Genomic DNA, 24,226 nt, shown 5'->3' on the forward strand with positions numbered 1-24,226 from the left:
GATGCTGCGCCGCGCCCTCCTCGTCGTCGTCTCCGCGCTGCTGCTCGCCGGTTGCGGCGCGACGGCGACTCCCGCCGCCGCCCCGCCGCCGGCACCCGCCGCCGCGGTGACGCGGTCCCTGCCGACCGCGCTCGACGTCCCCGCGATCGACGCGAAGTCGACGCTGGTGTCGCTCGGGCTCAACCCGGACCGCACCGTCGAGGTGCCGCCGGTCGACCAGCCGCTGCAGGCCGGCTGGTACGAGTACGGCCCGACGCCCGGTGAGATCGGGCCCGCGGTGATCCTCGGCCACATCGACGGCGACCACCGCAAGGGCATCTTCTGGCGGCTGCACGAGCTGAAGCCGGGCGATCCCGTGCACGTCGACCGCGCCGACGGCGGGAAGCTGACGTTCGAGGTGACGAAGGTCGACCAGATCGCGAAGAAGGAGTTCCCGACGGAAGCCGTGTACGGCAACACTTCCGACGCCGAGCTGCGCCTGATCACCTGCGGTGGCAAGTACGACGCGGCGAACCGGAACTACCTCGACAACGTCATCGTGTACGCCAAGCTCAAGAAGTGACGCCGAGCTGGGTCAGCAGGACGTGGACGTCCGTCCAGCAGCTTCACGTCAGTTCTCTTCGGGACTCCTCGGGGATCCAGTGCCCGTGGAGTCCGGCCGGCACCCGCTGGGGCAGGTCGACGGCGGCCACCGCCGGCTTGGTGAGATCGGACGCGTCCAGCACGAGCAGCTGGGACGAGTCGGTCCGGACGTCGCTGACGATCGTCAGCAGGTAGCCGTCGTCCTCGCGCGTCGCCCCGGCGGCGGGCGCGAAGACCGCTTCGCCGGGCATGCGGCCCGGGCCGTGGTCGTAGAGCTGCCGCTCGCCGGTCCGGGTGTCGAACTTGACCGTGTGGTACCCCGTCAGCCCCGCGCCCGGGAACCCGATCGCGTAGCTGTAGCGGGACTCGGCCCCGGTGTGGTCGTCGTTGATCGCGGGGAACTCGGTGACCAGGTCGTCCAGCCGCTCCTCGGTCGCGCGGCCGGTGGCCGGGTCGAGGATCCAGCGGTGGAAGGTGCTCCCGATGGCGGGTGTGTCGGCGTACCCGGGCGCGCCGACCCACCACTTCCACGACGACTCCCACGCCGAGCGGTCGAACCGCGGGCATTCGAGGACGACGCGGCCGCGGGCGTCGACGTAGGCGTTGGAGACGTGCAGGATCGCGCCCCGGCTGTCGATGTCGAACCACCGGACGTCGCCGGGCTCGCGGCGCGGGAGCACGCCGATGCGCAGCGGCGCGTCGTCGTGCCAGCGGTACGGGATGCCGGACTGCTCGGCGTAGTCGAACACGACCGGCGAGTGCAGGAACACCGCGTGGTCACGGGTGATCGCGAAGTCGTGCATCAGCGACGGGCCGGCGCCGTCGATCGTCGTGGTGCGGACGATCTCCCCCGCCGCGTCCGCCACGTGGTAGACGAGGAAGGGCGGAAACGGGCTGTAGGAAAAGAAGTGCAGCTCGCCGGTGACCGGGTCGACCTTCGGGTGCGCGGTCATCGCGCTGGTGAGCTTGCCGCCGAAGTCGTGGACGCCGACCGTCTCCAGCTCGCCGGTCACCTCCCACGGCAGGTTGGCCTCCTGCAGGGCGAGGTACTTGCCGCCGTGGAAGATGATGTTCGTCGCGGCGGCGCTGACCTCGAGCTCGGTGCCGGTGAACGGCACGCCGTCGAGGAACGGCGTCTTCACCCACCGGTTGCGGTACCACTCGGCCCGGCCGCCGGCGAGGCGGATGCCGTGCAGCATGCCCGCGCCGCGGAACCAGTGCGTGGGTGTCACGCCGGGTTTCGGGTTGTGGCCGTTGCGGAAGTAGCGGCCGGTCAGCTCGGGCGGCAGCGTGCCGTGGACAGTCAGGTCGAACGCGGTCAGCTCGTCGGGGGCCGGGTGGTAGTGGCCGGTGAGGTAGGGCTTGGGGAGGTCCATGGCGGGTTCGCCTTTCCGGAGAGCGCGGACGTGAGCAGGGCCAGGCCGGCGCAGGTCAGGAAGACCACGCCGGCGGTCGGGAGCAGGGTGAGGAACGCGAGGCCGACGGCGCCGCCGAGCTGGCGGGTCGCGTTGACCAGCCCGCCGGCCAGGCCGCTGTCCGCCGGCGGCACTCCGGCCGAGGCCAGGGCGGTGATGCGGACGAACGCGACGCCCATTCCCGCGCCGATGAGCAGCGTCGGGCCGAGGAGGTCGGCGAGGAACGTCCCGCCGGCGGGCGCCCGGGCCAGCCACGCGAGCCCCACCGCGAGCACGAGCAGGCCCGCGGGCAGGACGATCCGCCGGGTGAGCCGGGCGGCCGCCCACGAGGACGTCATGATCAGCACGGCCAGCGGGAGCTGGGTCAGCCCGATCTCCAGCGGCCCGTAGCCGAGCGCATGTTGCTGGTAGAGGGGAAGGAAGTAGAACAGCCCCAGCCAGATCGCGCCGAGCAGCGTCATCAGCAGGTTCGGCCACGCCACCCGCGTCATCCGCGGCGGGAGCAGCGGGTCGGCCACGCGCCGCTGGAGGACGGCGAACGCGGCGAGCAGCGCGGCTCCCGCCACGGCCACCGGCCACGGGCCCGAAAGCCCGTACGTGAGGGCGAGAAGACCGAGGGCGGCGGTGGCCGTGCTCGCCACCCCGAGCCGTCCGCCGGCGGCCGGGACCGGCTCGACCAGCCGCCACACCGCCACCACGACCGCCAGCGCCGCCGGCACGAGCAGCACGAACACCGAGCGCCAGCCGAAGAAGCCGGTGAGCGCACCGCCGAGCAGGACGCCCGCGGCCCCGCCCGCCCCCGACACCGCGCCCCAGACCGCGAGCGCGACACCCCGCTCCCGCGGTGCGTCGTAGCGGCGCAGGGCCAGTGCCAGTGCCGTCGGGGCCAGGAGGGCGGCGCCGAGTCCCTGCAGCGAGCGCGCCGCGATCAGCACGGCCGCATCCGGCGCGAGCGCCGCGACCAGCGACGACGCCGCGAAGAGGCTCGCGCCGGCGAGGAAGATCCGGCGCAGGCCGGCGACGTCGCCGAGCCGCCCGCCCGGGAGCAGCAACGCCCCGAACGTCAGCACGTAGGCGTTGACCACCCAGAACAGCCCGGTTCCCGACAGGCCCAGCCCCGCGCGGATCGCCGGCAGGCACACGTTGACGATCGACGTGCTGAGCACCACGAGGAACTGGGCCGTCGCCAGTGCGGCCAGTGGCAGCCATCGCGTTCCCATGCCGCCAGCGTCGCGGCCGGGGCGGGTCGTTCGCGTCGGTGGTTTTCGCCTAGCCGCGGATCTTCGGGCATCCTCGGTGGCCTATGGACGCACTGCTCGGACGTCGCCGCGAGACGGCGCGGCTCCAGGAACTCCTCGACGACGCGCGGCAGTCGCGCGGGAGCGCCGTCGTGGTCCGTGGTGAGGCGGGGATCGGCAAGAGCGCCCTGCTGACGCGGCTCGCCGGCGCCGCGCCGGAGTTCCTCGTCGTGCGGGCCGCCGGGGCCGAGTTCGAGACCGAGCTGCCGTACTCGGCGCTGCACCAGCTGTGCGTGCCCGTGCTGACGCACCTCGACGCGCTCCCGGCCCCGCACCGCACGGCGCTGCGGATCGCGTTCGGGACGGACACCGGCACGCCCGACCCGTTCCTCGCCGGCGTCGCGACCCTCGGCCTGCTGCTGGAGCACGACCGGCCGCTGCTGTGCCTGGTCGACGACGCCCACTGGCTGGACCGCGCCTCGGCGCGGGCGCTGGCGTTCGTGGCCCGCCGGGTGGCCGCCGAGCGCGTGGCGATCGTCTTCGCCGCGCGCGAAAGCCCGGCCGAGCTCACCACTCTGTCCACTGTGGACGTCCAGCCGCTCGGGGAGGCGGCGGCGCGGGCCCTGCTGGACCGCGAGATCCGGGCGCCGTGGGACGACCGCGTCCGCGATCGCGTCCTGGCCGAGGCTCGCGGCAACCCCCTCGCCCTGGTGGAGCTGGCCGCGACGGCCGGGTTGACCGGGCTGGCCGGCGGCTTCGGCCTGCCCGCCCCGGCCGCCGCCGAACGGAGCTTCCAGGCCCGGCTCGAAGGCCTGACCCCGCCGGTCCGGCTGCTGCTGACCGTGGCCGCCGCCGAGCCGGTCGGCGATCCGGGCCTGCTGTGGCGGGCGGCGGAGCTCCTGGGCATCGAGGCGCCGGCCGACGTCCCGCTGGTCGAGTTCGGCACCCGCGTCCGGTTCGCGCACCCGCTGGCCCGCTCGGCGGTCTACCGGGCCGCCACCGAGGCGCAACGCCGGCAAGCCCATGACGCGTTGGCGCGGGTCAGCGACCCGCTCACCGACCCCGACCGCGTCGCCTGGCACCGCGCGCGGGCCTGCGCCGGGCCCGACGAAGACGTCGCCGCGGCCCTCGCCGATTCGGCGGCCCGCGCGCAGGCCCGTGGCGGGGTGGCCGCGGCGGCGGCGTTCCTGGAGCGGGCGGCGGCGCTGACGGTCGACCCGGGACGGCGGGCCGAGCGGGTCCTGGCCGCGGCCGAGGCCAAGCTGTCGGCCGGGGACTTCGACGTCGCGGCCGAACTGCTGACCACCGCCGCCCCCGACGATCCGCGCGCCGACCTCCTGCGCGGCCGGCTTTCGTTCGCCCGGTTCCGCGGCGACGACGTCCCGACCGAACACCTGCTCCGCGCCGCCGCCCGGCTCGCGGACAAGGAGCCGGGCGAGGCACGCGCGATCCTCGTGGACGCCCTCGAGATGGGCGTGCTGACCGGTGGCCTCGACGCGGTCCTCGACGCCGCGCGGACCGCCCCGCCCGCGCCCGGGCTCACCACCGGCACCGACGTCGTGCTGGACGGCGTGGTCGCCCTGGCCGGCCAGGGCCACCGGGCCGCGGCGCTGCGCGCGATCGTGGCCGAGAGCACCGACCCGGCGTGGGAGCGTTGGCCCACGCTGGGCTACCTGCTCGCGGTCGAGCTGTGGGACGCCGACGCCATGCACGCCATCGCCGCGCGGGTCACCGCGGCCGGCCGCGAGTCCGGGTCCTTCCACCGGCTCCCGATCGGGCTGGCCATGCTCGCCACCTTCACCACCCACGCCGGGGACTTCGGGGCGGCCAAGGAGATGGTCTCCGAGGAGGAGGCGATCGCGGAGGCCACCGGCGCCGCTCCCCTGGTCTACCCGCGCCTCCACCTGGCGGCGCTGCGCGGCCGGCGCGAAGCCGCCGAGGAGCTGTTCGCCGAGGTCGGGCCGCACATGAGTCTCAGCGTCCGGTACGCGGCCGCCGTCCTGAACAACGGCCTCGCCGACTACCCCGCGGCGCTGACGGCGGCCCGGGAGGCCGTCGCGAGCGGCGATCTCGGCCTCGCGGGCCTGGCCCTGCCCGAACTGGTCGAAGCGGCCGTCCGCGGCGGCTCCGCGGACGACGCCCGCACCGCGCTCGCGGCGTTGACCGAACGCGTGGGCACGAACTCCTGGGGGCGGGGCATCGAAGCGTACGCACGCGCCCTCGTCCACGACGACGAAGACGCGTACCGGCAGGCGGTCTCGCTGCTGGCCGCGAGCCCGATGGCGGTCAGCGCCGGGCGCGCCCACCTCGTCTACGGGGAATGGCTGCGCCGCCGGGGAAGACGCCGTGACGCGCGGACCGAACTGCGCCGGGCCCACGAAATCCTGACAGAGCTCGGCGCGGAAGCCTTCGCCGCCCGGGCGGCGGGCGAACTGCGGGCCACCGGGGAACGCGCCCGCAGCCGCTCGGCCCCGGCGTCGGACGCCCTCACCGTCCAGGAAGTGCACATCGCCCGCCTGGTCGCGGACGGCGCCACGTCCAAAGAGGTCGCCGCGACGCTGTTCGTCAGCCCGCGGACCGTCGACGCCCACCTGCGCAACATCTTCCGCAAGCTCGGCATCACGTCCCGGCGTCAGCTGCGGGACCTGCCCCTGCGCTAGGGCGCCGGAAAACCGGTGGAGCCGCACCGCGGTGCGCCACTACCGTGCTACGAACCCGCCGCCTGCCGAAGGGCCCGCCGTTGTACACCCTGTGAGACCTCCCGAGTGCTGAATCGTCGCGCGTCGCGCTGTGCGCCGCGCTTCTTCTTGCTGCGGATTTCTCACTGGAACGGGTGTATTTGCTGTGCTCGAAAACTGGGTGGTCATCCCCACCTGCCTGCCGCTCGTCCTCCGCCGTTGCCACGTCTGCGCGGCCGAACGCTTCCGGACGAGCGGGAAGTTTCGCGTCAACGCCAACCACAAGCTCCTCGACGCCTGGCTCCTCGCGCTCTGCACCGGGTGCGGGGACACCGTGAAGCTCACGGTCCTGGACCGCGTGAACGTGCGCTCCGTCCGGCCCGAGCTGCTGGACCGGTTGCACGAAAACGATCCCGGCCTGGCCGCCGAGCTGCTCCGGGACCCGGTGCTGCGACGCCGCAACCACATCGCCCTCGACTGGGAAGGCGTCTGGCGCCTCGAGACCGGTGGAGCGGACCTCCGGGACCGCGAGGTGATCGACGTCGCGGTCCGCTTCGCCGCACCGATCCCGGTCCGGCCCGCGCGGCTGATCGCCGAAGGGTGCGGTCTTTCGCGGGCCGAAGTGGAGCGGCTGATCACCGAAGGGAGGGTGGTTTCGGCGGTCCGGCTGGGCGGCAAGCTCTCCGGCGACTTCACCTTCACGCTGAAACGCTGAACGCTCAACGCTTAACCCGGAAGGCGAGCCGCTCACCGACCCGAGCGGCTCGCCTTCCGGAACTCCCGGTTGAGGCTCGCGATGCTCGCGAACGGAATCCCCTTCGGGCACGACGCCACGCACTCACCGGTGTTCGTGCACCCGCCGAACCCCTCCGCGTCCATCGCGTCCACCATGTCCAGCACCCGCCGGGCGCGTTCCGGCTGTCCCTGCGGCAGCAGGCTCAGGTGCGTCACCTTCGCCGCGGTGAACAGCGTCGCCGAGCCGTTGGGGCACGCCGCCACGCAGGCGCCGCAGCCGATGCACGTCGCGTTGTCGAACGCCAGGTCCGCGTCCGGCTTGGGCACCGGTGTCGCGTGGGCGTCCGGGGCGCTGCCCGTCGGGGCGCTGACGTACCCGCCCGCCTGGACGATCCGGTCGAGCGCCGACCGGTCGACGACCAGGTCCTTGATCACCGGGAACCCCTTGGCCCGCCAGGGTTCCACGTCGACGACGTCGCCGTCTTCGAACGACCGCAGGTGCAGCTGGCAGGACGTCGTGCGCTCCGGGCCGTGCGCCTGCCCGTTGATCACGACGCCGCACGAGCCGCAGATGCCTTCGCGGCAGTCGTGGTCGAAGGCCACCGGCTCTTCGCCGTTCGCGATCAGCTCCTGGTTCAGGACGTCCAGCAGCTCGAGGAAGGACATGTCCGGGCCGAGGTCGTCGACCGGGTAGGACACCAGCCGGCCCTCGGTGGCCGGGCCGGCCTGCCGCCAGATGCGGACGGTGAGTTTCACGTGTAGCTCCGCTGGGTCGGGTGAACGTGGTCGAAGACGAGCTCTTCGCGGTGCAGCACGGGTTTCTCGCCGTACTCCCACGCCGCGACGTACGAGAAGTGCTCGTCGTCGCGCAGAGCCTCGCCGTCGGCGGTCTGGTGTTCTTCGCGGAAGTGCCCGCCGCAGGACTCCTCCCGCGCGAGCGCGTCGATCAGGAGCAGCTCGGCCAGCTCCAGGAAGTCCGCCACCCGGTTCGCCTTCTCCAGCTCCTGGTTCAGCTCCCCCGCGACGCCGGGGATGCGGACGTCCCGCCAGAACTCCGCGCGCAGCCCCGGGATCCGGTCCAGCGCCTTGCGCAGGCCCTCGCGGCTGCGGGACATCCCGCAGTGGTCCCACATCAGCAGGCCCAGCTCGCGGTGGAACGAGTCGACCGAGCGCGTCCCCTGAACGGAGAGCAGCCGCGAAATCCGGTCGCGCACCTCGGTTTCCACCCGCGTGACCTCGTTGTGCTGCGGGGACACCGACTCCAGAATGGTGCCGCCGAGGTAGTCGTTGAGGGTCGCCGGGAGCACGAAGTAGCCGTCGGCGAGGCCCTGCATCAGCGCCGACGCGCCGAGCCGGTTGGCGCCGTGGTCGGAGAAGTTGGCCTCCCCGATGACGAACAGCCCGGGGATCGTGCTCTGCAGGTCGTAGTCCACCCACAGCCCGCCCATCGTGTAGTGGATGGCCGGGTAGATCCGCATCGGCGTCCGGTAGGGGTCCTCCGCCGTGATGCGCTGGTACATGTCGAAGAGGTTGCCGTAGCGGGCTTCGATCGCCGGGCGGCCCATGCGCTCGATCGCGTCGGCGAAGTCCAGGTAGACGCCCAGGCCGCCGGGACCGACGCCGAAACCGGCGTCGCACACGTTCTTCGCCGCGCGCGACGCGATGTCGCGCGGCACCAGGTTGCCGAAGCTCGGGTACAGCCGTTCGAGGTAGTAGTCGCGCTCGTCCTCGGGGATCTCCCCCGGCGGCCGCTCGTCCCCCTTCAGCTTCGGCACCCAGATCCGGCCGTCGTTGCGCAGCGACTCGCTCATCAGCGTCAGCTTCGACTGGTGCTCGCCCGACCGCGGGATGCACGTCGGGTGGATCTGGGTGAAGCACGGGTTCGCGAAGTACGCGCCGCGCTTGTGCGCGCGCCAGATCGCCGTCGCGTTGGAGCCCTTGGCGTTGGTCGAGAGGTAGAAGACGTTGCCGTAGCCGCCGGTCGCGAGGACGACGGCGTCGGCGAGGTGCGTCTCGATCTCCCCGGTCACCAGGTCGCGCGCGACGATGCCGCGCGCCCGGCCGTCGACGACGACCAGGTCGAGCATCTCCGTGCGCGGGTGCAGCTCGACGTTCCCGGCGTCGATCTGCCGGGACAGCGCCTGGTACGCGCCGATCAGCAGCTGCTGCCCCGTCTGGCCGCGCGCGTAGAACGTCCGCTGGACCTGCACGCCGCCGAACGACCGGGTGTCGAGCAGGCCGCCGTACTCCCGTGCGAACGGCACGCCCTGCGCCACGGCCTGGTCGATGATCTGCGCCGAGACCTGCGCCAGCCGGTACACATTGGACTCCCGCGACCGGAAGTCGCCGCCCTTCACCGTGTCGTAGAAGAGGCGGTAAACCGAGTCGCCGTCGTTGCGGTAGTTCTTCGCCGCGTTGATGCCACCCTGCGCGGCCACCGAGTGCGCCCGCCGCGGCGAGTCCTGGAAGCAGAACTGGACGACGTGGTAGCCCTGCTCGGCCAGCGTCGCGCCGGCCGACCCGCCGGCGAGCCCGGTGCCCACGACGATCACGCGGTGCTTGCGCCGGTTCGCCGGGTTCACCAGCTTCGCGGCGAACTTCCGTTCGTCCCAGCGGTTCTCCAGTGCGACCGCGGGTACTTTGGTGTCGGCGATCGGGTCGCCGGTCGTGTAGTCGGACATCAGTCCACCAGTCCCGTCATGATCGCGACCGGGACGAGCGCGTAGCCGCCCGCGATCACGACCGCCGTCGTGCTGCCGAGGATCTTGATCGCCCGTTCCCGCCGCGCGCTGGTGACGCCCAGGGTGCGCGCGGCGCTGGCGAAGCCGTGGTGGATGTGCAGGCCCAGCATGGTGAGCGCCACGAGGTAGATCACGTTGACCCACCAGACCTGGAAGTCCGCGACGAGGTTGTGGTACGGGTCACCGGGCACGAAGTCCCGGTTCACCGTGCCCACGGTGAAGTCGAGGATGTGCCAGACGACGAACACCGCCAGCGTCGCGCCGCCCCAACGCATCGTGCGCACCGCGAAGGTCGCGCGCACCGGCCGCCGGTGGACGTAGGCCACCGGCCGCGCCCGGAGGTCGCGCCGGACCAGCTGCACCGCCGCCGTGACGTGCAGGACGAGCGCGATCAGCAGGACCACACGTTGGATCCAGAGGAACCACGCGTAGTGCAGGACCGGCTCGCCGATGGTCCGCAGCCAGTGCGCGTAGTGGTTGAGGTCGTCGGCACCGAGGAACGTCTTGAGGTTGCCGACCATGTGCGCGAACACGAACGCGAGCAGGAGCGCGCCGCTCACCGCCATGACGATCTTCTTGCCGATCGTCGAGTCCCAGAACCGGCGGACGGTCGAACGGCGCTCGAGGTCAGTTACCACCCGATCGACGGTAAGAGCGGTTTCACCAGAGGTCAAAGACATGATAGCTCTGCATTCGATAGTGAACAGCTATCGTGGGGTCATGCAGCTGCACCAGCTCGCCTACTTCGTCGCCGTCGCGGAGCACCGGCACTTCACCCGCGCCGCCGAAGAGATGCGGGTCGCGCAACCCTCGCTGTCCCAGCAGATCCGCACGCTCGAACACGACCTGGGCGCGCCGTTGTTCCACCGGATCCGCGGCAACGTCTCGCTCACCGAAGCCGGCGAGGTCCTGCTGCCGATCGCGCGGCGGATCCTGGCGGAGACCGAATCCGCGCGGCTCGCGATCCGGGAGCTGGACGAGCTCGACCGCGGCCGCGTGCGGCTCGGCGCGCCGCCCAGCCTGTGCACGGGTCTGCTGCCCGCGATGCTCTCGGCGTTCCGCCGCCGGTACCCGGGCATCCAGCTGGAGCTGCACGAAAGCGGGTCGGGCGACCTCCGGCAGCGGCTGGCCGAAGGCGCACTGGACCTGGCCCTGCTGGCCGGTGCCCGGATGTCCGGCGACCCCCACCTGGCGGCGACACCGCTGCTGCTGGAGGAGCTGGTCGTGATCTCCCCCGTGGACGCGCCTGCTCGGAAGGCCCGGATCGACGTCCGTGAGCTCGCCGACGTCCCGCTGGTGATGTTCCGGCGCGGCTACGACGTCCGGGAGGCGACGGTCAACGCCTGCCGCGCGGCCGGGTTCGAGCCGTCGTTCGCGATCGAGGGCGGCGAGATGGACGCCGTGCTGGAGCTGGTGCGCGCCGGCGTCGGGTCCGCGGTGGTCCCGAGCACCGTGGCGGGTGAGCGCTTCCTGATGACCCGCTTCGCGCCGGAGGCGGGCATGACCCGGATCGTGCAGCTGGCCTACCGCAAGGAGGTCGAGCCCACCCGGGCCGTGCGCGCGCTGCGCACCGCGATCGTCGGGTTCGTGGCCGACCGCGCGAGCCTCCCGCCCGGTATCGAGTCCCTTGTGGACAGAGTCCTTCCGGGCAGAGGGGGTGCCCGACCAACGGAGGGTTGACCGCGGGGGCGTTCCGGAGTGCCATGGACGCCGTGAATCGTCTGCGCTCGGCCGCCGTGCTCGTCGTCCTCGCCGGTTCCCTCGTGGCCCCGGTCTCCGCCGCCGCCTCCACCGGCCTGGGTTTCGACCTCGACGCCGCCACCATCCCCGAACTCCAGCAGCGGATGGACCACGGTGGCCTCACCGCCGTCCGGCTGACCACGGCCTACCTCCACCGCATCGACGCCGTCGACGGCAAGGTCCACTCGGTGGTCGCCGTCGACCCGGGTGCGCTCCGCGCCGCCGCCGCCAGCGACGCCCGCCGCCGCGCGCACCACACGCTCGGGCAGCTGGACGGGATCCCGGTGCTGCTCAAGGACAACATCGACACGCGCGCGCAGCCGGCGACCGCGGGTTCGCGGGCCCTGCCGCGCAGCCGGCCGGCCGCCGACGCGGCGCTGGTGAACCGGCTGCGGAGCGGCGGTGCGGTGATCCTCGGCAAGACGAACCTGTCCGAGTGGGCCAACTTCCGGTCGACGCATTCGACGTCGGGCTGGTCCGGGATCGGCGGCCAGACGAACAACCCCTACGTCCTCGACCGCAACCCGTGCGGCTCGTCGTCGGGCTCCGGCGCCGCCGTCGCGGCCACGCTCGCGCAGGTCGCGATCGGCACCGAGACCGACGGCTCGATCGTGTGCCCGGCGGGCGCCAACGACGTCGTCGGCGAGAAGCCGACACTCGGGCTCGTCAGCCGCACCGGCGTCGTGCCGATCTCGGCGGAACAGGACACCGCCGGGCCGATGGCGCGCCACGTCGTCGACGCCGCCGTCACGCTGTCGGTGCTGCAGGGCCGCGACCCGGCCGACCCCGCCACGGCGGCGATCCCCGCCGGGCAGCCGCGGGACTACGCGGCCCTCCTGCGCCCGGACGCCCTGCGCGGAGCCCGGATCGGCGTGTGGCGGCTGGCCGGCCTGGACGCCGACGTCGACCGCGTCACCGGCGACGCCGTGCGAACGCTGATCGCTCGCGGCGCGACGGTCGTCGACGTCGATCTGCCATACCAGGACCAGATCGGCGCGGCCGAAACCCCCGCGCTGCTCACCGAGTTCAAGCGCGATCTCAACGCCTACCTCACGCACCGGCCCGGCCACCCCGCCACGCTCGACGAGCTGATCGCGTTCAACCGGCGCGACCCGGTGGAGCTGTCGAAGTTCGGCCAGGAGCTGTTCGAGCAGGCGGCGGCCGCGCCCGGTCCGAACGACCCGACGTACCGGCAGCAGCGGGCGACGGCCACCTCGCTGGCGCAGCGGTCGATCGACGAGACGCTCTCGCGCCTGCACCTGGACGCGATCGTCGCGCCGACCAACAGCCCGGCGTGGAAGACGGACTACGCCGCGGGCGACGCGTTCGTCCTCGGCTCGTCGACGCCGGCGGCCGTCGCGGGCTACCCGAACGTGTCGGTCCCGGCCGGCTTCGCGGGCCCGCTGCCGATCGGCGTGTCGTTCTTCGCCGGCCGCTGGGCCGACGCCCGGGTCCTCGCCTTGGCGGCGGCGTTCGAGCGCGCCGCCCCAGCGCGCCGGGCACCGGCCTTCCTTCCGACTCTCGGCTCCTGAGCCGTCGACACCCACGAGAATTGAGCCTTATCGATTCAGTCACCCTCTGCTAGCCTGCGTCGCGGACCCGCGCACGGCAGCGCCGCCGGCGCCCCTGGGGAACACCTTCAAGGAGCTGGAATGACGGCAATCGCCCGTGTTCATGGTCGTGAAGTCCTCGACAGCCGGGGCAACCCGACCGTCGAGGTGGACGTCGTGCTGGCAGACGGCTCGCTGGGCCGGGCCGCCGTCCCGTCGGGTGCCTCCACCGGCACGCGGGAGGCGGTCGAGCTCCGTGACGGCGACAAGGCCCGCTACCACGGCAAGGGCGTCCGCAAGGCCGTCACCGCGGTCAACACCGAACTCGCCGACGCGGTCATCGGCCTGAACGCCGAAGCGCAGTCCGAGGTCGACGCCGCCCTGATCGCGGCGGACGGCACTCCCAACAAGGCCCGCGTCGGCGCCAACGCCACGCTCGGGATCTCCCTGGCCGTCGCCAAGGCCGCCGCGGCGGCGAACACCCTGCCGCTGTACCGCTACGTCGGCGGCGTCTTCGCCCACCAGCTGCCGATGCCGATGATGAACATCGTCAACGGCGGCGCGCACGCCGACAACCCGATCGACTTCCAGGAGTTCATGATCGGCCCGGTCGGCGCGAAGACCTTCGCCGAGGCCGTGCGGATGGGCTCGGAGGTCTTCCACACCCTGCGCGCGTCGCTGAAGAAGGCCGGCCACGGCACCAACGTCGGCGACGAAGGCGGCTTCGCGCCCAACCTCGCTTCGGCCGACGAAGCGCTCGAGTTCGTCGTCCGCGCGATCGAGGAAAGCGGCTACACCCCCGGCGAGGACATCGCGCTGCTGCTCGACCCGGCCGCGTCGGAGTTCTACGCCGACGGCGTCTACGACTACCGCGGCGAGGGCATCAAGCGCAGCGTCGAGGAGCACGTCGCCTACCTCGCCGACCTGACCACGCGCTTCCCGATCGTCTCCATCGAGGACGGCCTCGCGCAGGACGACTACGACGGCTGGAAGCAGCTCACCGACGGCATCGGCGACCGCGTGCAGCTCGTCGGCGACGACGTCTTCTGCACCAACGTCAAGCTGCTGCAGGACGGGATCGACCGGGGCATCGGGAACTCGATCCTGATCAAGGTCAACCAGATCGGCACGCTCACCGAGACGCTGCTGACCGTCGACACCGCGCACAAGGCGGGCTACTCGGCCGTCATGTCGCACCGTTCCGGCGAGACCGAGGACACCACGATCGCCGACCTCGCCGTCGCCACCGGCTGCGGCCAGATCAAGACGGGTTCGCTGTCCCGCTCCGACCGCACGGCCAAGTACAACCAGCTCATCCGCATCGAGGAGGAGCTCGGCGCCGAAGCCCGGTACGCCGGCCGCGCCACCCTCCGCGGCAGCCGCTGATCGGCGGACCGGGCCGATCTGTAGTCACATAGGACGGGTGAACTCTTTCCTGGACAAGGTGGACGAACGGCTCGGCGACGGGCTCGAGCACGTCCTGTGCGCCCACCACCGGCGGCGGCTGCGCGCGCTGGGGTGGGGTGACGTGCTCGAGCCGGGCGGCGACCGGTTCGGCGGCCGGGCGGCCGTCCGTGACGGCACCCGCGTCGAGGTGCTGATCGACGGCGAGGAGGTCCTCCCGGCGATCGAGAAGTCCATCCGGGGCGCGAAGTCCCACGTGCACCTCGCCAACTGGCACGCCAGCGCCGACTTCCGGCTGACCCGCGAGCCCGGCTCCCCCACCCTGCGGGAACTGCTCGCCGAAACCGCCGACCGGGGTGTCGGGGTGCGCGTGCTGCTGTGGGCCGGGCCGCCCGTGCCCGCGTTCCAGCCGTCGCGCGGTCTCGCGCGGCGAGAGCAGCGGAAGTTCACCGACGGCTCGGCCGTGCGCTGCGTGCTGGACTCCCGGGAGCGGACCATGCACTGCCACCACGAAAAGCTCGTGATCGTGGACGGCGAGGTCGCGTTCGTCGGCGGCGTCGACTTCACGGCGCTGGAGGGCGACCGGCACGACAGCCCGGACCACCCGCCGCGGCCGATCGGCTGGCACGACCTGGCCACCCGGCTCGAAGGGCCGGTCGTCGCCGACGTCGCGGACCACTTCGCGCGGCGGTGGACGGAGGTCGCGGGCGAGTACCTGCCGCCGCCGAAGGTGCCGGGGCCCGCGGGCGGTACCCGCGTCCAGCTGCTGCGCACGATCCCGAACTCGACCTACGACTTCGCCCCGAAGGGCGAGTTCACGATCCTCGACGGGTACCTGCGGGCACTGCGGTCGGCGCGGCGGCTGGTCTACCTGGAGAACCAGTTCCTCTGGTCGCCCGAGATCGCCGAAGTGCTCCTCGACAAGCTGCGCAACCCGCCCGACGACCGCTTCCGCATGGTCCTGCTGCTCCCCCGCAAGCCGAGCAACGGCGCCGACACCACCCGCGGCCAGCTGGGCCGGCTCCTCGACGCCGACGACGGCCACGGCCGCCTGCTCGCGACGACGATCAGCGCGCATGACGGGGACGCCTCCTCCCCCGTCTACGTCCACGCGAAGCTCGGCATCGTCGACGACGAGTGGCTGACCGTCGGGTCGGCGAACCTCAACGAGCACTCGCTGTTCAACGACACCGAGGTCAACATCGCGACCGACGACGCCCGGCTGGCCCGCACGACGCGGCTGCGCCTGTGGGCCGAGCACCTCGGCCGGGACGTGACCGAGGTGGACGGCGACCCGGCCGACGTCGTCGACCGGCTCTGGCGGCCCCTGGCCGAGGAGCAGCTGGAGCGGGAGAACCGGGGCGAACCCCGCACCCACCGGCTCGTGCTGCTCCCCGGCGTCTCCCGGCGATCGGGCCGGCTGCAGGGACCACTGCGTGGACTCCTCGTCGACGGCTGAAGCGAAGACCGCCCGCGCGCCCTAGATTGGGCGGCATGACCTCCACCGCCGAAAAGGCCACCCGGTTGCAGGAGCTGCACGCCGCGCCCGAGCTGCTGCTCGTCGTCAACGTCTGGGACGCGATCACCGCCAAGGTCGTCGCCGAGACGCCCGGCACGCAGGCCCTGGCCACCCCGAGCCACGGCATCGCCGCCTCGCGCGGCTACCCGGACGGCGAGAAGATCCCGCGTGACGAGATGATCGCCGAGGTCGCGCTGATCGTGCGGACGGCGGGCGACCTGCCCGTCACCGCCGACCTCGAAGCCGGCTACGGCGACCCCGGCGGCACCATCGCCCGGGCCATCGAGGCCGGAGCCGTCGGCGCCAACCTCGAAGACCAGATGAAGCCCCTCGGTGAAGCCGTCAAGGCGGTCGAAGCCGCCGTCGAGGCCGCGCAGAAGGCCGGCGTCGACTTCGTGCTCAACGCCCGCACCGACGCCTTCATCAAGACCGACCCCGAGACCGCGCTCACCGAGGCGATCACCCGCGGCCGCGCCTACCTCGACGCGGGCGCGTCCAACTTCTTCGTGCCCGGCAAGCTCGACGAGGCCCAGGTCGCGCGGCTGGTCGAGGAACTCGGCGAGCGCAAGGTCAACCTCATCGGCATCCCCGGCTCGATCCCCCTCAAGCGCGCGCAGGAGCTCGGCGTCTCCCGCGTGTCCTACGGCCCGTGGAGCCAGAACGTCGCCCTGACCGCGCTGGCCAAGCTCGCCGAAGACGTCTACGCCGGCGGCGGCCTGCCCGCCGACACCCGCAAGCTCAACTGATCAGCGGATCCGCAGGCGACGCATGAGCTTCAGCCCGGACAGCATGCTTTCGACGTACTTCTCGTAGCCCTGTCCGGGCCGCGGGCCCATCACCTGCTTCTTCAGCACGGCCAGGTTCTGCCCGTCGGTGTACTTGAGCAGGCCCTGGTCGCCGTGGCGGGCGCCGACCCCGGAGCTCTTCACGCCTCCGGACGGCGTCCCCTTCGCGGCGAAGGCGGTCGCGAGGATGTCGTTGATGTTGACGTTGCCGGACTCCAGGCGCGCGCCGACCGCCCGCGCGGCGTCGATGTCACGGCTCCAGACGGAGGCGTTGAGGCCGTAGTCGGTGTCGTTGGCCAGCTCGACGGCCTCGTCGACGGTCCGGTACCGGTGCAGTGCGATCACCGGCCCGAAGGTTTCGGTGACGCCGCAGACCATGTCCTTCGTGACGCCTTCGAGGATCGTCGGCTCGAAGAACGCCGGCCCGAGGTCAGGACGCGGCTTGCCGCCGCACAGCACGGTCGCGCCCTTCGCGACGGCGTCGTCGACGTGCTCCTTGACGCGGCGCATGTGGTCGGGCGAGACGAGCGAGCCCATGTCGGGCCCGAAGTCGTAGGCCGCCCGGACGTCCAGCGCTTCGGTCGCCGCCACGAACGCGTCCTTGAACTCGTCGTAACGGGACTCCGGCAGGTAGATCCGCTCGATGTGCATGCAGATCTGGCCGGTGTTGCCGAACGCGCCGAAGATGGCGCCCCGCACGGCTTCGGCGATGTCGGCGTCGTCGAGGACGATCATCGGGTTCTTGCCGCCGAGCTCCAGGCAGCAGCCGATGAGGTTGCGCCCGGCCCGCTCGCCGATCACGCGCCCGGTGGCCGTGGAGCCGGTGAACATCACGTAGTCGGCCTGGTCGATGAGCGTCGGGCCGACGTCGGGGCCCTCGCCGCAGACGACCTGGAACAGGCCCTCCGGCAGGCCGGCCTCCTCCAGCATCGCGATGCCGTAGAGGGGCGAAAGCGCCGTCTTGTTGTCCGGCTTCAGGACCACCGCGTTGCCGGCCATCAACGCCGGGATCGCGTCGGAAATGCCGGTGGCGAACGGGAAGTTCCACGGCGCGATGATGCCGACGACCCCCTTGGGCTGCCGGACCTCGGTCGACGACGTCAGCATCGGCACCGGGCCGCCGCGTTTGGTCGGCGCCAGCAGCTTGGCCGCCCGCCGCAGGTAGTGGCTCATCACCATGGCGGGGTCGCAGGTCTCCTCGATCGCCATCCGCCGGTTCTTGCCGCTCTCGACCTGGATGAGGTCGGCGACGGCCCGCGCGCGGTCGACGAAGAGCGCGTGCGCCCGCTTGAACACCGCCAGCCGCTGCTTGAGCGGCGTCGCCGCCCACTCGCGTTGTGCCTCGCGGGCCACGGCGAACGCCCGCTCGATGTCGGCCGGCGTCGACTGCGGCAGCTCGACGAGCGCCTCGCCGGTGTAGACCTCGGTGAGCTTCCAGGTCTCGCCCGACGATCCGGGCACGCGGGCGACCAGCTGCCGCAGGAACGCGTCGGTCACCGACGCCGGACGGCTGAGCTCGAGCGGGGTCACCGTCACGATCCACTCCCCAAGACGAGCTGAGCGCCCACTTCGCCGATCATGATGGCGGGCGCGTTCGTGTTGCCGCCGGTGATCGACGGCATGATCGAGGCGTCGCAGACACGCAGGCCCTCGACACCGCGCACCTTGAGGTCGGGGCCGACGACGGCGAGCTCGTCGACGCCCATCCGGCAGGTGCCGACGCCGTGGTAGACCGACGTCGCGCGGTTCAGGATCGCGTCGCGCAGCGCCTGGCCGCGCAGGTTCGCGCCCGGGTGGATCTCCTCCTTGACCGCGCCCTTGAACGCCTTCGACGCGAAGATCTCGCGCGCCATCTCCGAGCCTTCGCCGAGCACTTCCAGGTCGGCCGGGTCGGAGAGGTACTGGAAGTCGATGAGCGGCGCGGCCGTGGGATCGGCCGAGGCGAGCCGGAGCGTGCCGCGGCTCTTCGGGTAGATGAGCGTCGTCAGCACGGTGAGCGCGGGACGCGTGTCGACGTCGTGGCGGATCGGCGCGTCCTGGTTGGGCGACACGTACGCCCACGGCAGGAGGTGCAGCTGCAGGTCCGGGACCGCGCCGGCCTGCGAGGTGCGGAGGAACGCGACCGCCTCGAAGACGGAGTTCGCGAGGAACGTCGTGCCGGGCCGCAGCAGCTCGCGGGCCAGGCCGCGGGCGAAGTACGGCGCCGAGCCCTTGTTCTTGCTGGAGGACACGTGGAACGTCAGCGCGTGGAACATGTGGTCGTGCATGTTGTCCCCGACCGGCAGGTCGGCGAGCACGTCGATGCCGTGTTCCTTGAGGTGCTCGGCGCGGCCGATCCCGGACAGCATGAGCAGCTGCGCGGAGCCGGCGAACCCGGCGGAGAGGATGACCTCCTTGCCGGCGCGGACGACGCGTTCCCGGCCACCGTCGACGACCTCGACGCCGACGGCGCGGCCGTTCTCGAAGACGACCTTCTTCGCCAGCACCCCGGTCTGGAGCTGGAGCGTCGGCGGGGCGAGGTGGTGGAGGTAGCCGCGCGAGGCGCTGTAGCGCAGGCCGTCGGCAGCGTTCTGCTGCATCCGGCTGACGCCTTCCTGCGACTCGGCGTTGTAGTCGTCGAGGATCTTGCAGCCGAGGGCGTCGGACGTGGCGTCGATGAACTGCAGCGAGCCTTCTTGCGGGATCTTGTTGCGGGTGACCCGGATCGGGCCGCCGGCGCCGCGGAACGCGTTCTCGCCGTCCTCGAAGTCCTCCATGCGCTTGTAGGCGGCGTTGACGCTGTCGGCGTCCCAGCCGGTGTTGCCCTCGGCGGCCCAGGAGTCGAAGTTGGCGCGGTTGCCGCGGACGTAGACCATGCCGTTGATGGAGCTGGAGCCGCCGACGACCTTGCCCCGCGGCACCGGCATCCGGCGATCGAGAACGTGTTTCTGCGGCACGCCCCAGTAGCCCCAGTCGTAGGGCTTCTTGAGCTGGGGCACCGCGTGCATCGGGCCCACCAACCCGGGCTTCTTGATCAGCAGGTGCTCGTCGCTCTTCCCCGCTTCGAGGACGATCACGCTGGCCCCGGACTGCGCCAGCCGCCCCGCGATCGCCGCCCCCGAGCTCCCCGACCCGACGACGACGTAGTCGGCTTCGTCGCCGCGCGGCGCCTTCTTCGCCATGTCCGCTCCTCGGTCCGGCTCCGCCACAAACTGTAACCTGTTCTAGTTTGCTCACGGTATAGCTTCGCCGCCTCGGAGCGCAACGGGTACGCCTAGGTACCGCCCATGGCCTTCTTGATCTCCGCGACCAGCTTGCGCACCCGCCGGGTGTCCAGGCTGCCGTAACAGAACGTGTTCATGTCGACCTGGTCGCCCCCGCTCGCCGGGTTCTTCACGACTTCGGTGGACGCGCCTTCGACGGAGAACGTAAGCCGGCCGGGGCGGGAGAAGCCGGGCTCGGAGTTGCTGATGCTCTTGATCTTCGTGACGCTGAAGGTGTGCTTGCGGTCGTCGCCGAAGAAGCCGTCCTTGAGGGCCGCGCTGATGGTGACTTCCGTGCCGCTGAACCGGATCGACCGCCGTCTCGCGCGCATGCTGCCTCCTCGCGAAACTGTAGGCAGTCACCCCATCGAGCGACAAGCGGCCAAGTGTGACATCGCGTCACGATCCGCCACTATGCTCAGTCCGGGCGTCCATCCGGCGGCGTCCGTTCGAGGGGGATCCATGTCTTCGCAGTATCCGTCTTCCCAGTACCCGCCGAACCCGCCGCAGTGGATGCAGGTCGCCCCGGCCCCACCCGGCCCGCGGGGGCGCAACACGTTCGCGGTCGCGTCGCTGATCCTGGGGATCCTCGGCGTCTGCGGGTTCTCGCTGGTGCTCGGCCTGATCTTCGGCATCATCGCGCTGGTGCAGATCGGCCGGACGAACCAGACCGGCCGCGGGATGGCGATCGCCGGGATCGTGATCAGCCTGGTGTGGGTCGGTGCGCTGACGATCGGCGTGATCGTCCTGGTGAACCGCGCCGAGCTGCTGGGAACGACCCCGACGATCGTCGGCCTGAAGCCGGGCGAGTGCTACACGGCGCCGCCGGCGTACAGCCTCGACGCGACGAAGGTGGCGTGCACGGTGCCGCACGACGGCGAGGCGTTCGCGACGGTGCCGCTGAAGGGCTATTTCGAGGGCGAGTACCCGAGCGAGGACACCCTGGAGGCCCAGGCGAAGGCCGGCTGCGACACCCAGCGGACGGCGGTCTTCGGGGCGGGGTACGTTCCGCCGGTCGAAGCCTCGGTGGGTGTCTTCTATCCCGACAGCAAGGCCTGGCTGGCCGGGAAGTCCGCTGCGGTGTGCACCTTCCAGGTCACGGCGGACAAGCAGCTGACCGCACCGCTCCCCCACTGACCCGGCGAGCGGTCAGAGTCCTCGCCGCAGGGCGTCGGCCGCCCGGGCAAGATCGGCGCGGACCTCCCTGGCCGCCCGGGTCGCGCCGCTCGGCTGGTGACGCTGGAGGCTGAGCGCGTACACGTTCCACAGCCCCGTGACCGCCGCCGCCGTGATGCGGACGACCGGGTCGTCGGGGGTCGTGCCCGCTCGGGTGGCCAGTGCCTCGACCGCGGCCTCCGTCAGCCGCTCGCGGGCCGCGCGCTGGTGGGCCACCAGCGCCGGCGTCGTCCGGATCAGCTCGCCGAACCGGCGGACCTCCGCCCAGCTGTGCCGACGCGCCGACGCGACGAGGAAGTCCAGCTCCCCGCCGAGCACCTCCAGCGCCGCGTCCAGGGGCGGCGTGTCGGCGAGCCGCGTGCGCAGCGCGTCCACCTGGGTGTCCCAGCGGTCGGCGAGCAGCGCTTCCTTGCTGCCGAAGTGGTTGAAGACCGTCTTCTCCGTCACCCCGCACGCGCGCGCGACGTCGGCGACGCGGACCGCGTCGAACCCGCGCTCCAGGAACATCACCGTCGCCGTGTCCGACAGCTGCTGCCGCAGTTCGCGCTTCCGCCGCTCCCGCAGCGTCTCGGGTTTCAGCACCAGCACATCGTACAGCAGGAGTACTGTTTACAGTGACTGTAGCGAATGGAGTGACTGGATGAGCGAGTTCGAGATCGTCCGCGAGTACCCGCAGCCCCGCACCCGGGTCTGGCGCGCCCTCACCGACCCGGCACTGGTGCCGCGGTGGACGTCGACCGGCCGCGGCGGCCGGCCCGAAGGCTTCGCACCCGAAGTCGGCACGAAGTTCCGGTTCGTCGGCCGGCCGGTCCCGGGCTGGGACGGCATCGTCCGCTGCGAAATCCTCGCCGCCGACGCGCCCGAGCTCCTGAGCTTCAGCTGGCGCAACCAGGAAGCCGACGCGCCCAGCACCGTGACGTACCACCTCGACGACACGGCGACCGGCACCCGCCTCACCTACCGCCACACGGGGTTCCGCGGCGCCGGCGGGTTCTTCATGTCCCGGCTGCTGCACCGGGTCCGGCGCCGGATGCTCACCGAGGGCCTGCCCGGCGTCCTCGCCGAACGCGACTGGTAACGGCCACCGGACATTCCCCCGCCGACGGACCGGACCCTCACTCCTACACCGGGTCCGGCTCCATCCCCAGCACGTCGTCGGTGAGCCCGGCGGCGAGAGCCCGCAGCGCCGCGTCCAGGTACACCGTCAGATCGGCGTCGGCGCGGGCGGACCACCGGTCGTACGCCGCGCGGCAGGCCGCCAGCACCGCGCGTCCCACCACCAGCGGGTACAGCGAATCCTCCGGCTGCCCGGACCGGCGGGCCACGAACGCGCTCACCGCGCGCTCCCACGCGTCGTAGTGGACCGCCGCGCTCGCGGCCAGGTCCGGGACCGTGCTCAGCAGCGTCATGCGCCGGCGCAGCTCCGGCACGTCGTCCGCGCGGTAGTGGTTGGCCTCGAGCACCGCGCGGCGGACCGCGTCGAACACCGGCAGGTCCGCCGGGGACTCGGCGAGCAGGGACCGGATCGTCGCGACCTCGGTGTCGAACTCGTTCCAGAGCACGTCGGCTTTGGCGTCGTAGTACCGGAAGAACGTGCGCCTGCTGACGCCGGCCGCGGTGGCGATCTGGTCGACGGTCGTCTCGTGGAAGCCCTGTTCGCCGAACAGCCGCAGCGCGGCGACCTCGAGCTCCCGGGCGCTGGTGCCCGGCGGGCGGCCCCGCCGGTTCGCGGGCCGGGCGAGCATCTCATCGGTCATCCGGGTGCCGTTTCGTCGAGGGCCTTGATTATTGACACGAGGTGACACTACTCTCCCGTCTATTCGACACTCAGTGCCGAAAATCATCACTGCCGAAGGAGTCAGGATGACCGAGAACGCCCCCACCACCGAACCCGCCGCGACCGACGAGGCCCTCACCGAGGAGCTCCTGGTCGAAGAGGTCTCCATCGACGGCATGTGCGGTGTCTACTGAGGTCTCGCCGGCGGGTTTCGACCTGGACGGCGCGTGGCGCCTGGACGACCGGGTCTCGATCCGGCCCGAGCGGTTCGGCGCCCTGCTGTACCACTTCGGCACCCGCCGGCTTTCCTTCCTGAAGAACCCGACGCTCCTGGACGTCGTCCGCGGCCTCGCCCGGCACCCGGACGCGCGCGCGGCCTGCGCCGAAGCCGGCGTCGGAGCCGGGGAGCTGCCGAGGTACCGCGCGGCGCTCGCCGCCCTCGCCGCCTCGCACATGATCCAGCCGAGGAGTCTCTGATGTCCCTTGTGGACGAATTCCAGTACGGGCTCGACGCGCCCATCTGCCTCACCTGGGAACTGACCTACGCCTGCAACCTTTCCTGTGTGCACTGCCTTTCCTCCTCGGGACGGCGCGACCCGCGCGAGCTGAGCACCGCGGAGTGCAAAGCGCTGATCGACGAGTTCGAGCGCATGCAGGTCTTCTACGTCAACATCGGCGGCGGCGAACCGACGGTGCGCCCGGACTTCTGGGAGCTCGTCGACTACGCCACCGAGCACCACGTCGGCGTCAAGTTCTCCACCAACGGCGTCAAGATCACACCCGAGGTCGCCCGGCGTCTCGCGGCGAGCGACTACGTCGACGTCCAGATCTCCCTCGACGGCGCCACCGCCGAGGTCAACGACCACGTCCGCGGCCCCGGTTCGTACGACACGGCGATCCGCGCGATGCGGAACCTGGCCGACGCGGGCTTCGAGAACTTCAAGATCTCCGTGGTGATGACGCGCCACAACGTCGGCCAGCTCGACGCGTTCAAGGCCATCGCCGACCGCTACCGCGCCCAGCTGCGGATCACGCGGCTGCGTCCGTCCGGCCGGGGCGCCGACACCTGGGACGAGCTGCACCCGACCGCCGCCCAGCAGCGTTCGCTGTACGACTGGCTGGTGGCCCACGGCGAGAACGTCCTGACCGGCGACTCGTTCTTCCACCTCGCCGGCTACGGCGAGGGCGACCTGCCCGGGTTGAACCTGTGCGGGGCCGGGCGCGTCGTGTGCCTGGTCGACCCGGTCGGCGACGTCTACGCGTGCCCGTTCGCCATCCACGAGACCTTCCTCGCCGGCAACGTCCGGGACGCCGGCTTCACCCCCGTGTGGCGGGAGTCCGAGCTGTTCACGTCGTTGCGTTCGCCGCAGAGCGGGGGCGCGTGCGAGTCGTGCTCGGCGTTCGACGCGTGCCGCGGCGGGTGCATGGCGGCGAAGTTCTTCACCGGCCTCCCGCTCGACGGGCCCGACCCGGAATGCGTGCGCGGGCACGGCGAGCTGGCTCTCGCGGGCGTCACGAGCGTCCCGAAGCCGTCGCTCGACCACTCCCACCGGAAGCGCCAGCCGGTCCCGGTCACCATCGGGATGCGCCGCCCGCCGGAGCGCGCCTGCGACGAGAACCCGCTCGCGGGATTCAGGAACTGAC

General features: G+C 72.0%; 23 protein-coding genes. 13 read left to right on the forward strand and 10 right to left on the reverse strand.

Annotated elements, in window-relative coordinates:
- The first annotated feature begins 1 nt into the window (after position 1).
- On the forward strand, positions 2 to 562 hold the full coding sequence (locus tag ACZ7OU_RS35880; RefSeq protein WP_470258642.1) for a class F sortase: 561 nt from the start codon (positions 2 to 4) through the stop codon (positions 560 to 562).
- Positions 563 to 605: 43 nt separating this feature from the next.
- Here ACZ7OU_RS35880 and ACZ7OU_RS35885 read toward each other — a convergent pair whose 3' ends face one another.
- Both ACZ7OU_RS35885 and ACZ7OU_RS35890 read right to left on the reverse strand, forming a co-directional pair.
- The gene (locus ACZ7OU_RS35885) at positions 606 to 1,958 is read right to left on the reverse strand and encodes a carotenoid oxygenase family protein (RefSeq protein ID WP_470258643.1); all 1,353 of its coding nucleotides are present in this window, start codon (positions 1,956 to 1,958) and stop codon (positions 606 to 608) included.
- Positions 1,901 to 3,217, reverse strand: a complete 1,317-nt coding sequence (locus ACZ7OU_RS35890) for an MFS transporter (protein ID WP_470258644.1) — start codon at positions 3,215 to 3,217, stop codon at positions 1,901 to 1,903. Before ACZ7OU_RS35890 ends, ACZ7OU_RS35885 begins: the two co-directional genes overlap by 58 nt.
- 83 nt (positions 3,218 to 3,300) lie before the next feature.
- Between ACZ7OU_RS35890 and ACZ7OU_RS35895 the strand changes: the two genes are divergently transcribed.
- On the forward strand, positions 3,301 to 5,895 hold the full coding sequence (locus ACZ7OU_RS35895; protein ID WP_470258645.1) for an ATP-binding protein: 2,595 nt from the start codon (positions 3,301 to 3,303) through the stop codon (positions 5,893 to 5,895).
- A gap of 184 nt (positions 5,896 to 6,079) precedes the next feature.
- Positions 6,080 to 6,628, forward strand: a complete 549-nt coding sequence (locus ACZ7OU_RS35900) for a DUF1062 domain-containing protein (RefSeq protein ID WP_470258646.1) — start codon at positions 6,080 to 6,082, stop codon at positions 6,626 to 6,628.
- A 32-nt stretch (positions 6,629 to 6,660) separates the two neighbouring features.
- On the opposite strand, the gene ACZ7OU_RS35905 is transcribed toward ACZ7OU_RS35900, so the two are convergent.
- Genes ACZ7OU_RS35905 through ACZ7OU_RS35915 form a run of 3 tightly spaced genes read right to left on the reverse strand, consistent with a single transcriptional unit; the run spans position 6,661 to position 10,027 of the window.
- Positions 6,661 to 7,404 (reverse strand): succinate dehydrogenase/fumarate reductase iron-sulfur subunit, encoded by a 744-nt coding sequence (locus ACZ7OU_RS35905; RefSeq protein WP_470258647.1) that lies wholly within the window; start codon positions 7,402 to 7,404, stop codon positions 6,661 to 6,663.
- Complete coding sequence (locus tag ACZ7OU_RS35910) at positions 7,401 to 9,329, reverse strand: fumarate reductase/succinate dehydrogenase flavoprotein subunit (protein ID WP_470258648.1); 1,929 nt, start codon at positions 9,327 to 9,329, stop codon at positions 7,401 to 7,403. The genes ACZ7OU_RS35905 and ACZ7OU_RS35910 overlap by 4 nt, the downstream gene beginning before the upstream one ends.
- The gene (locus tag ACZ7OU_RS35915; protein ID WP_470258649.1) at positions 9,329 to 10,027 is read right to left on the reverse strand and encodes a succinate dehydrogenase cytochrome b subunit; all 699 of its coding nucleotides are present in this window, start codon (positions 10,025 to 10,027) and stop codon (positions 9,329 to 9,331) included. Before ACZ7OU_RS35915 ends, ACZ7OU_RS35910 begins: the two co-directional genes overlap by 1 nt.
- A gap of 82 nt (positions 10,028 to 10,109) precedes the next feature.
- On the opposite strand from ACZ7OU_RS35915, the gene ACZ7OU_RS35920 reads away from it, so the two are divergent.
- The 5 genes from ACZ7OU_RS35920 (at position 10,110) to ACZ7OU_RS35940 (ending at position 16,348) form a co-directional block, all read left to right on the forward strand.
- Positions 10,110 to 11,069, forward strand: a complete 960-nt coding sequence (locus ACZ7OU_RS35920; RefSeq protein ID WP_470258650.1) for a LysR family transcriptional regulator — start codon at positions 10,110 to 10,112, stop codon at positions 11,067 to 11,069.
- Positions 11,070 to 11,092: 23 nt separating this feature from the next.
- Positions 11,093 to 12,661 carry an amidase gene (locus ACZ7OU_RS35925; RefSeq protein ID WP_470258651.1) on the forward strand — a complete coding sequence of 523 codons (1,569 nt, stop codon included), beginning with the start codon at positions 11,093 to 11,095 and terminating at the stop codon, positions 12,659 to 12,661.
- 120 nt (positions 12,662 to 12,781) lie between these two features.
- Positions 12,782 to 14,065 (forward strand): phosphopyruvate hydratase, encoded by a 1,284-nt coding sequence (eno, locus tag ACZ7OU_RS35930; RefSeq protein WP_470242781.1) that lies wholly within the window; start codon positions 12,782 to 12,784, stop codon positions 14,063 to 14,065.
- Positions 14,066 to 14,093: 28 nt separating this feature from the next.
- Entirely contained in the window at positions 14,094 to 15,542 is a 1,449-nt protein-coding gene (locus tag ACZ7OU_RS35935; RefSeq protein WP_470259032.1) for a phospholipase D-like domain-containing protein, read from the forward strand.
- 35 nt (positions 15,543 to 15,577) lie between these two features.
- Positions 15,578 to 16,348 (forward strand): isocitrate lyase/PEP mutase family protein, encoded by a 771-nt coding sequence (locus tag ACZ7OU_RS35940; protein WP_470242782.1) that lies wholly within the window; start codon positions 15,578 to 15,580, stop codon positions 16,346 to 16,348.
- Here ACZ7OU_RS35940 and ACZ7OU_RS35945 read toward each other — a convergent pair whose 3' ends face one another.
- From ACZ7OU_RS35945 to ACZ7OU_RS35955, 3 genes are all read right to left on the reverse strand, one after another.
- Positions 16,349 to 17,923, reverse strand: a complete 1,575-nt coding sequence (locus tag ACZ7OU_RS35945; RefSeq protein ID WP_470258652.1) for a succinic semialdehyde dehydrogenase — start codon at positions 17,921 to 17,923, stop codon at positions 16,349 to 16,351.
- Positions 17,920 to 19,548, reverse strand: a complete 1,629-nt coding sequence (locus ACZ7OU_RS35950) for a GMC family oxidoreductase (protein ID WP_470258653.1) — start codon at positions 19,546 to 19,548, stop codon at positions 17,920 to 17,922. The genes ACZ7OU_RS35945 and ACZ7OU_RS35950 overlap by 4 nt, the downstream gene beginning before the upstream one ends.
- Before the next feature lie 92 nt (positions 19,549 to 19,640).
- A complete protein-coding gene (locus ACZ7OU_RS35955; protein WP_470242785.1) occupies positions 19,641 to 19,961 on the reverse strand; it encodes a hypothetical protein in 321 nt (106 codons plus the stop codon).
- Positions 19,962 to 20,091: 130 nt separating this feature from the next.
- Between ACZ7OU_RS35955 and ACZ7OU_RS35960 the strand changes: the two genes are divergently transcribed.
- Positions 20,092 to 20,766 (forward strand): DUF4190 domain-containing protein, encoded by a 675-nt coding sequence (locus ACZ7OU_RS35960; protein WP_470258654.1) that lies wholly within the window; start codon positions 20,092 to 20,094, stop codon positions 20,764 to 20,766.
- A gap of 12 nt (positions 20,767 to 20,778) precedes the next feature.
- On the opposite strand, the gene ACZ7OU_RS35965 is transcribed toward ACZ7OU_RS35960, so the two are convergent.
- Positions 20,779 to 21,387, reverse strand: coding sequence for a TetR/AcrR family transcriptional regulator (locus ACZ7OU_RS35965; RefSeq protein WP_470258655.1), 609 nt, complete (start codon positions 21,385 to 21,387; stop codon positions 20,779 to 20,781).
- Positions 21,388 to 21,445: 58 nt separating this feature from the next.
- Here ACZ7OU_RS35965 and ACZ7OU_RS35970 point away from each other — a divergent pair, with 58 nt between their 5' ends.
- A complete protein-coding gene (locus ACZ7OU_RS35970; RefSeq protein ID WP_470258656.1) occupies positions 21,446 to 21,883 on the forward strand; it encodes an SRPBCC family protein in 438 nt (145 codons plus the stop codon).
- Between the two features lie 43 nt (positions 21,884 to 21,926).
- Here the strand turns inward: ACZ7OU_RS35970 and mftR are convergent, their stop codons facing one another.
- Complete coding sequence (gene mftR, locus ACZ7OU_RS35975) at positions 21,927 to 22,562, reverse strand: mycofactocin system transcriptional regulator (RefSeq protein ID WP_470258657.1); 636 nt, start codon at positions 22,560 to 22,562, stop codon at positions 21,927 to 21,929.
- 106 nt (positions 22,563 to 22,668) lie between these two features.
- Between mftR and mftA the strand changes: the two genes are divergently transcribed.
- Genes mftA through mftC form a run of 3 tightly spaced genes read left to right on the forward strand, consistent with a single transcriptional unit; the run spans position 22,669 to position 24,225 of the window.
- Complete coding sequence (gene mftA / locus ACZ7OU_RS35980) at positions 22,669 to 22,776, forward strand: mycofactocin precursor MftA (protein ID WP_470242790.1); 108 nt, start codon at positions 22,669 to 22,671, stop codon at positions 22,774 to 22,776.
- Positions 22,766 to 23,059, forward strand: a complete 294-nt coding sequence (gene mftB / locus ACZ7OU_RS35985) for a mycofactocin biosynthesis chaperone MftB (protein ID WP_470242791.1) — start codon at positions 22,766 to 22,768, stop codon at positions 23,057 to 23,059. The genes mftA and mftB overlap by 11 nt, the downstream gene beginning before the upstream one ends.
- The gene (gene mftC / locus ACZ7OU_RS35990) at positions 23,059 to 24,225 is read left to right on the forward strand and encodes a mycofactocin radical SAM maturase (protein WP_470258658.1); all 1,167 of its coding nucleotides are present in this window, start codon (positions 23,059 to 23,061) and stop codon (positions 24,223 to 24,225) included. Before mftB ends, mftC begins: the two co-directional genes overlap by 1 nt.
- The last annotated feature ends 1 nt before the right edge of the window (position 24,226 follow it).

Source organism: Amycolatopsis sp. NPDC114505 (assembly GCF_055633615.1).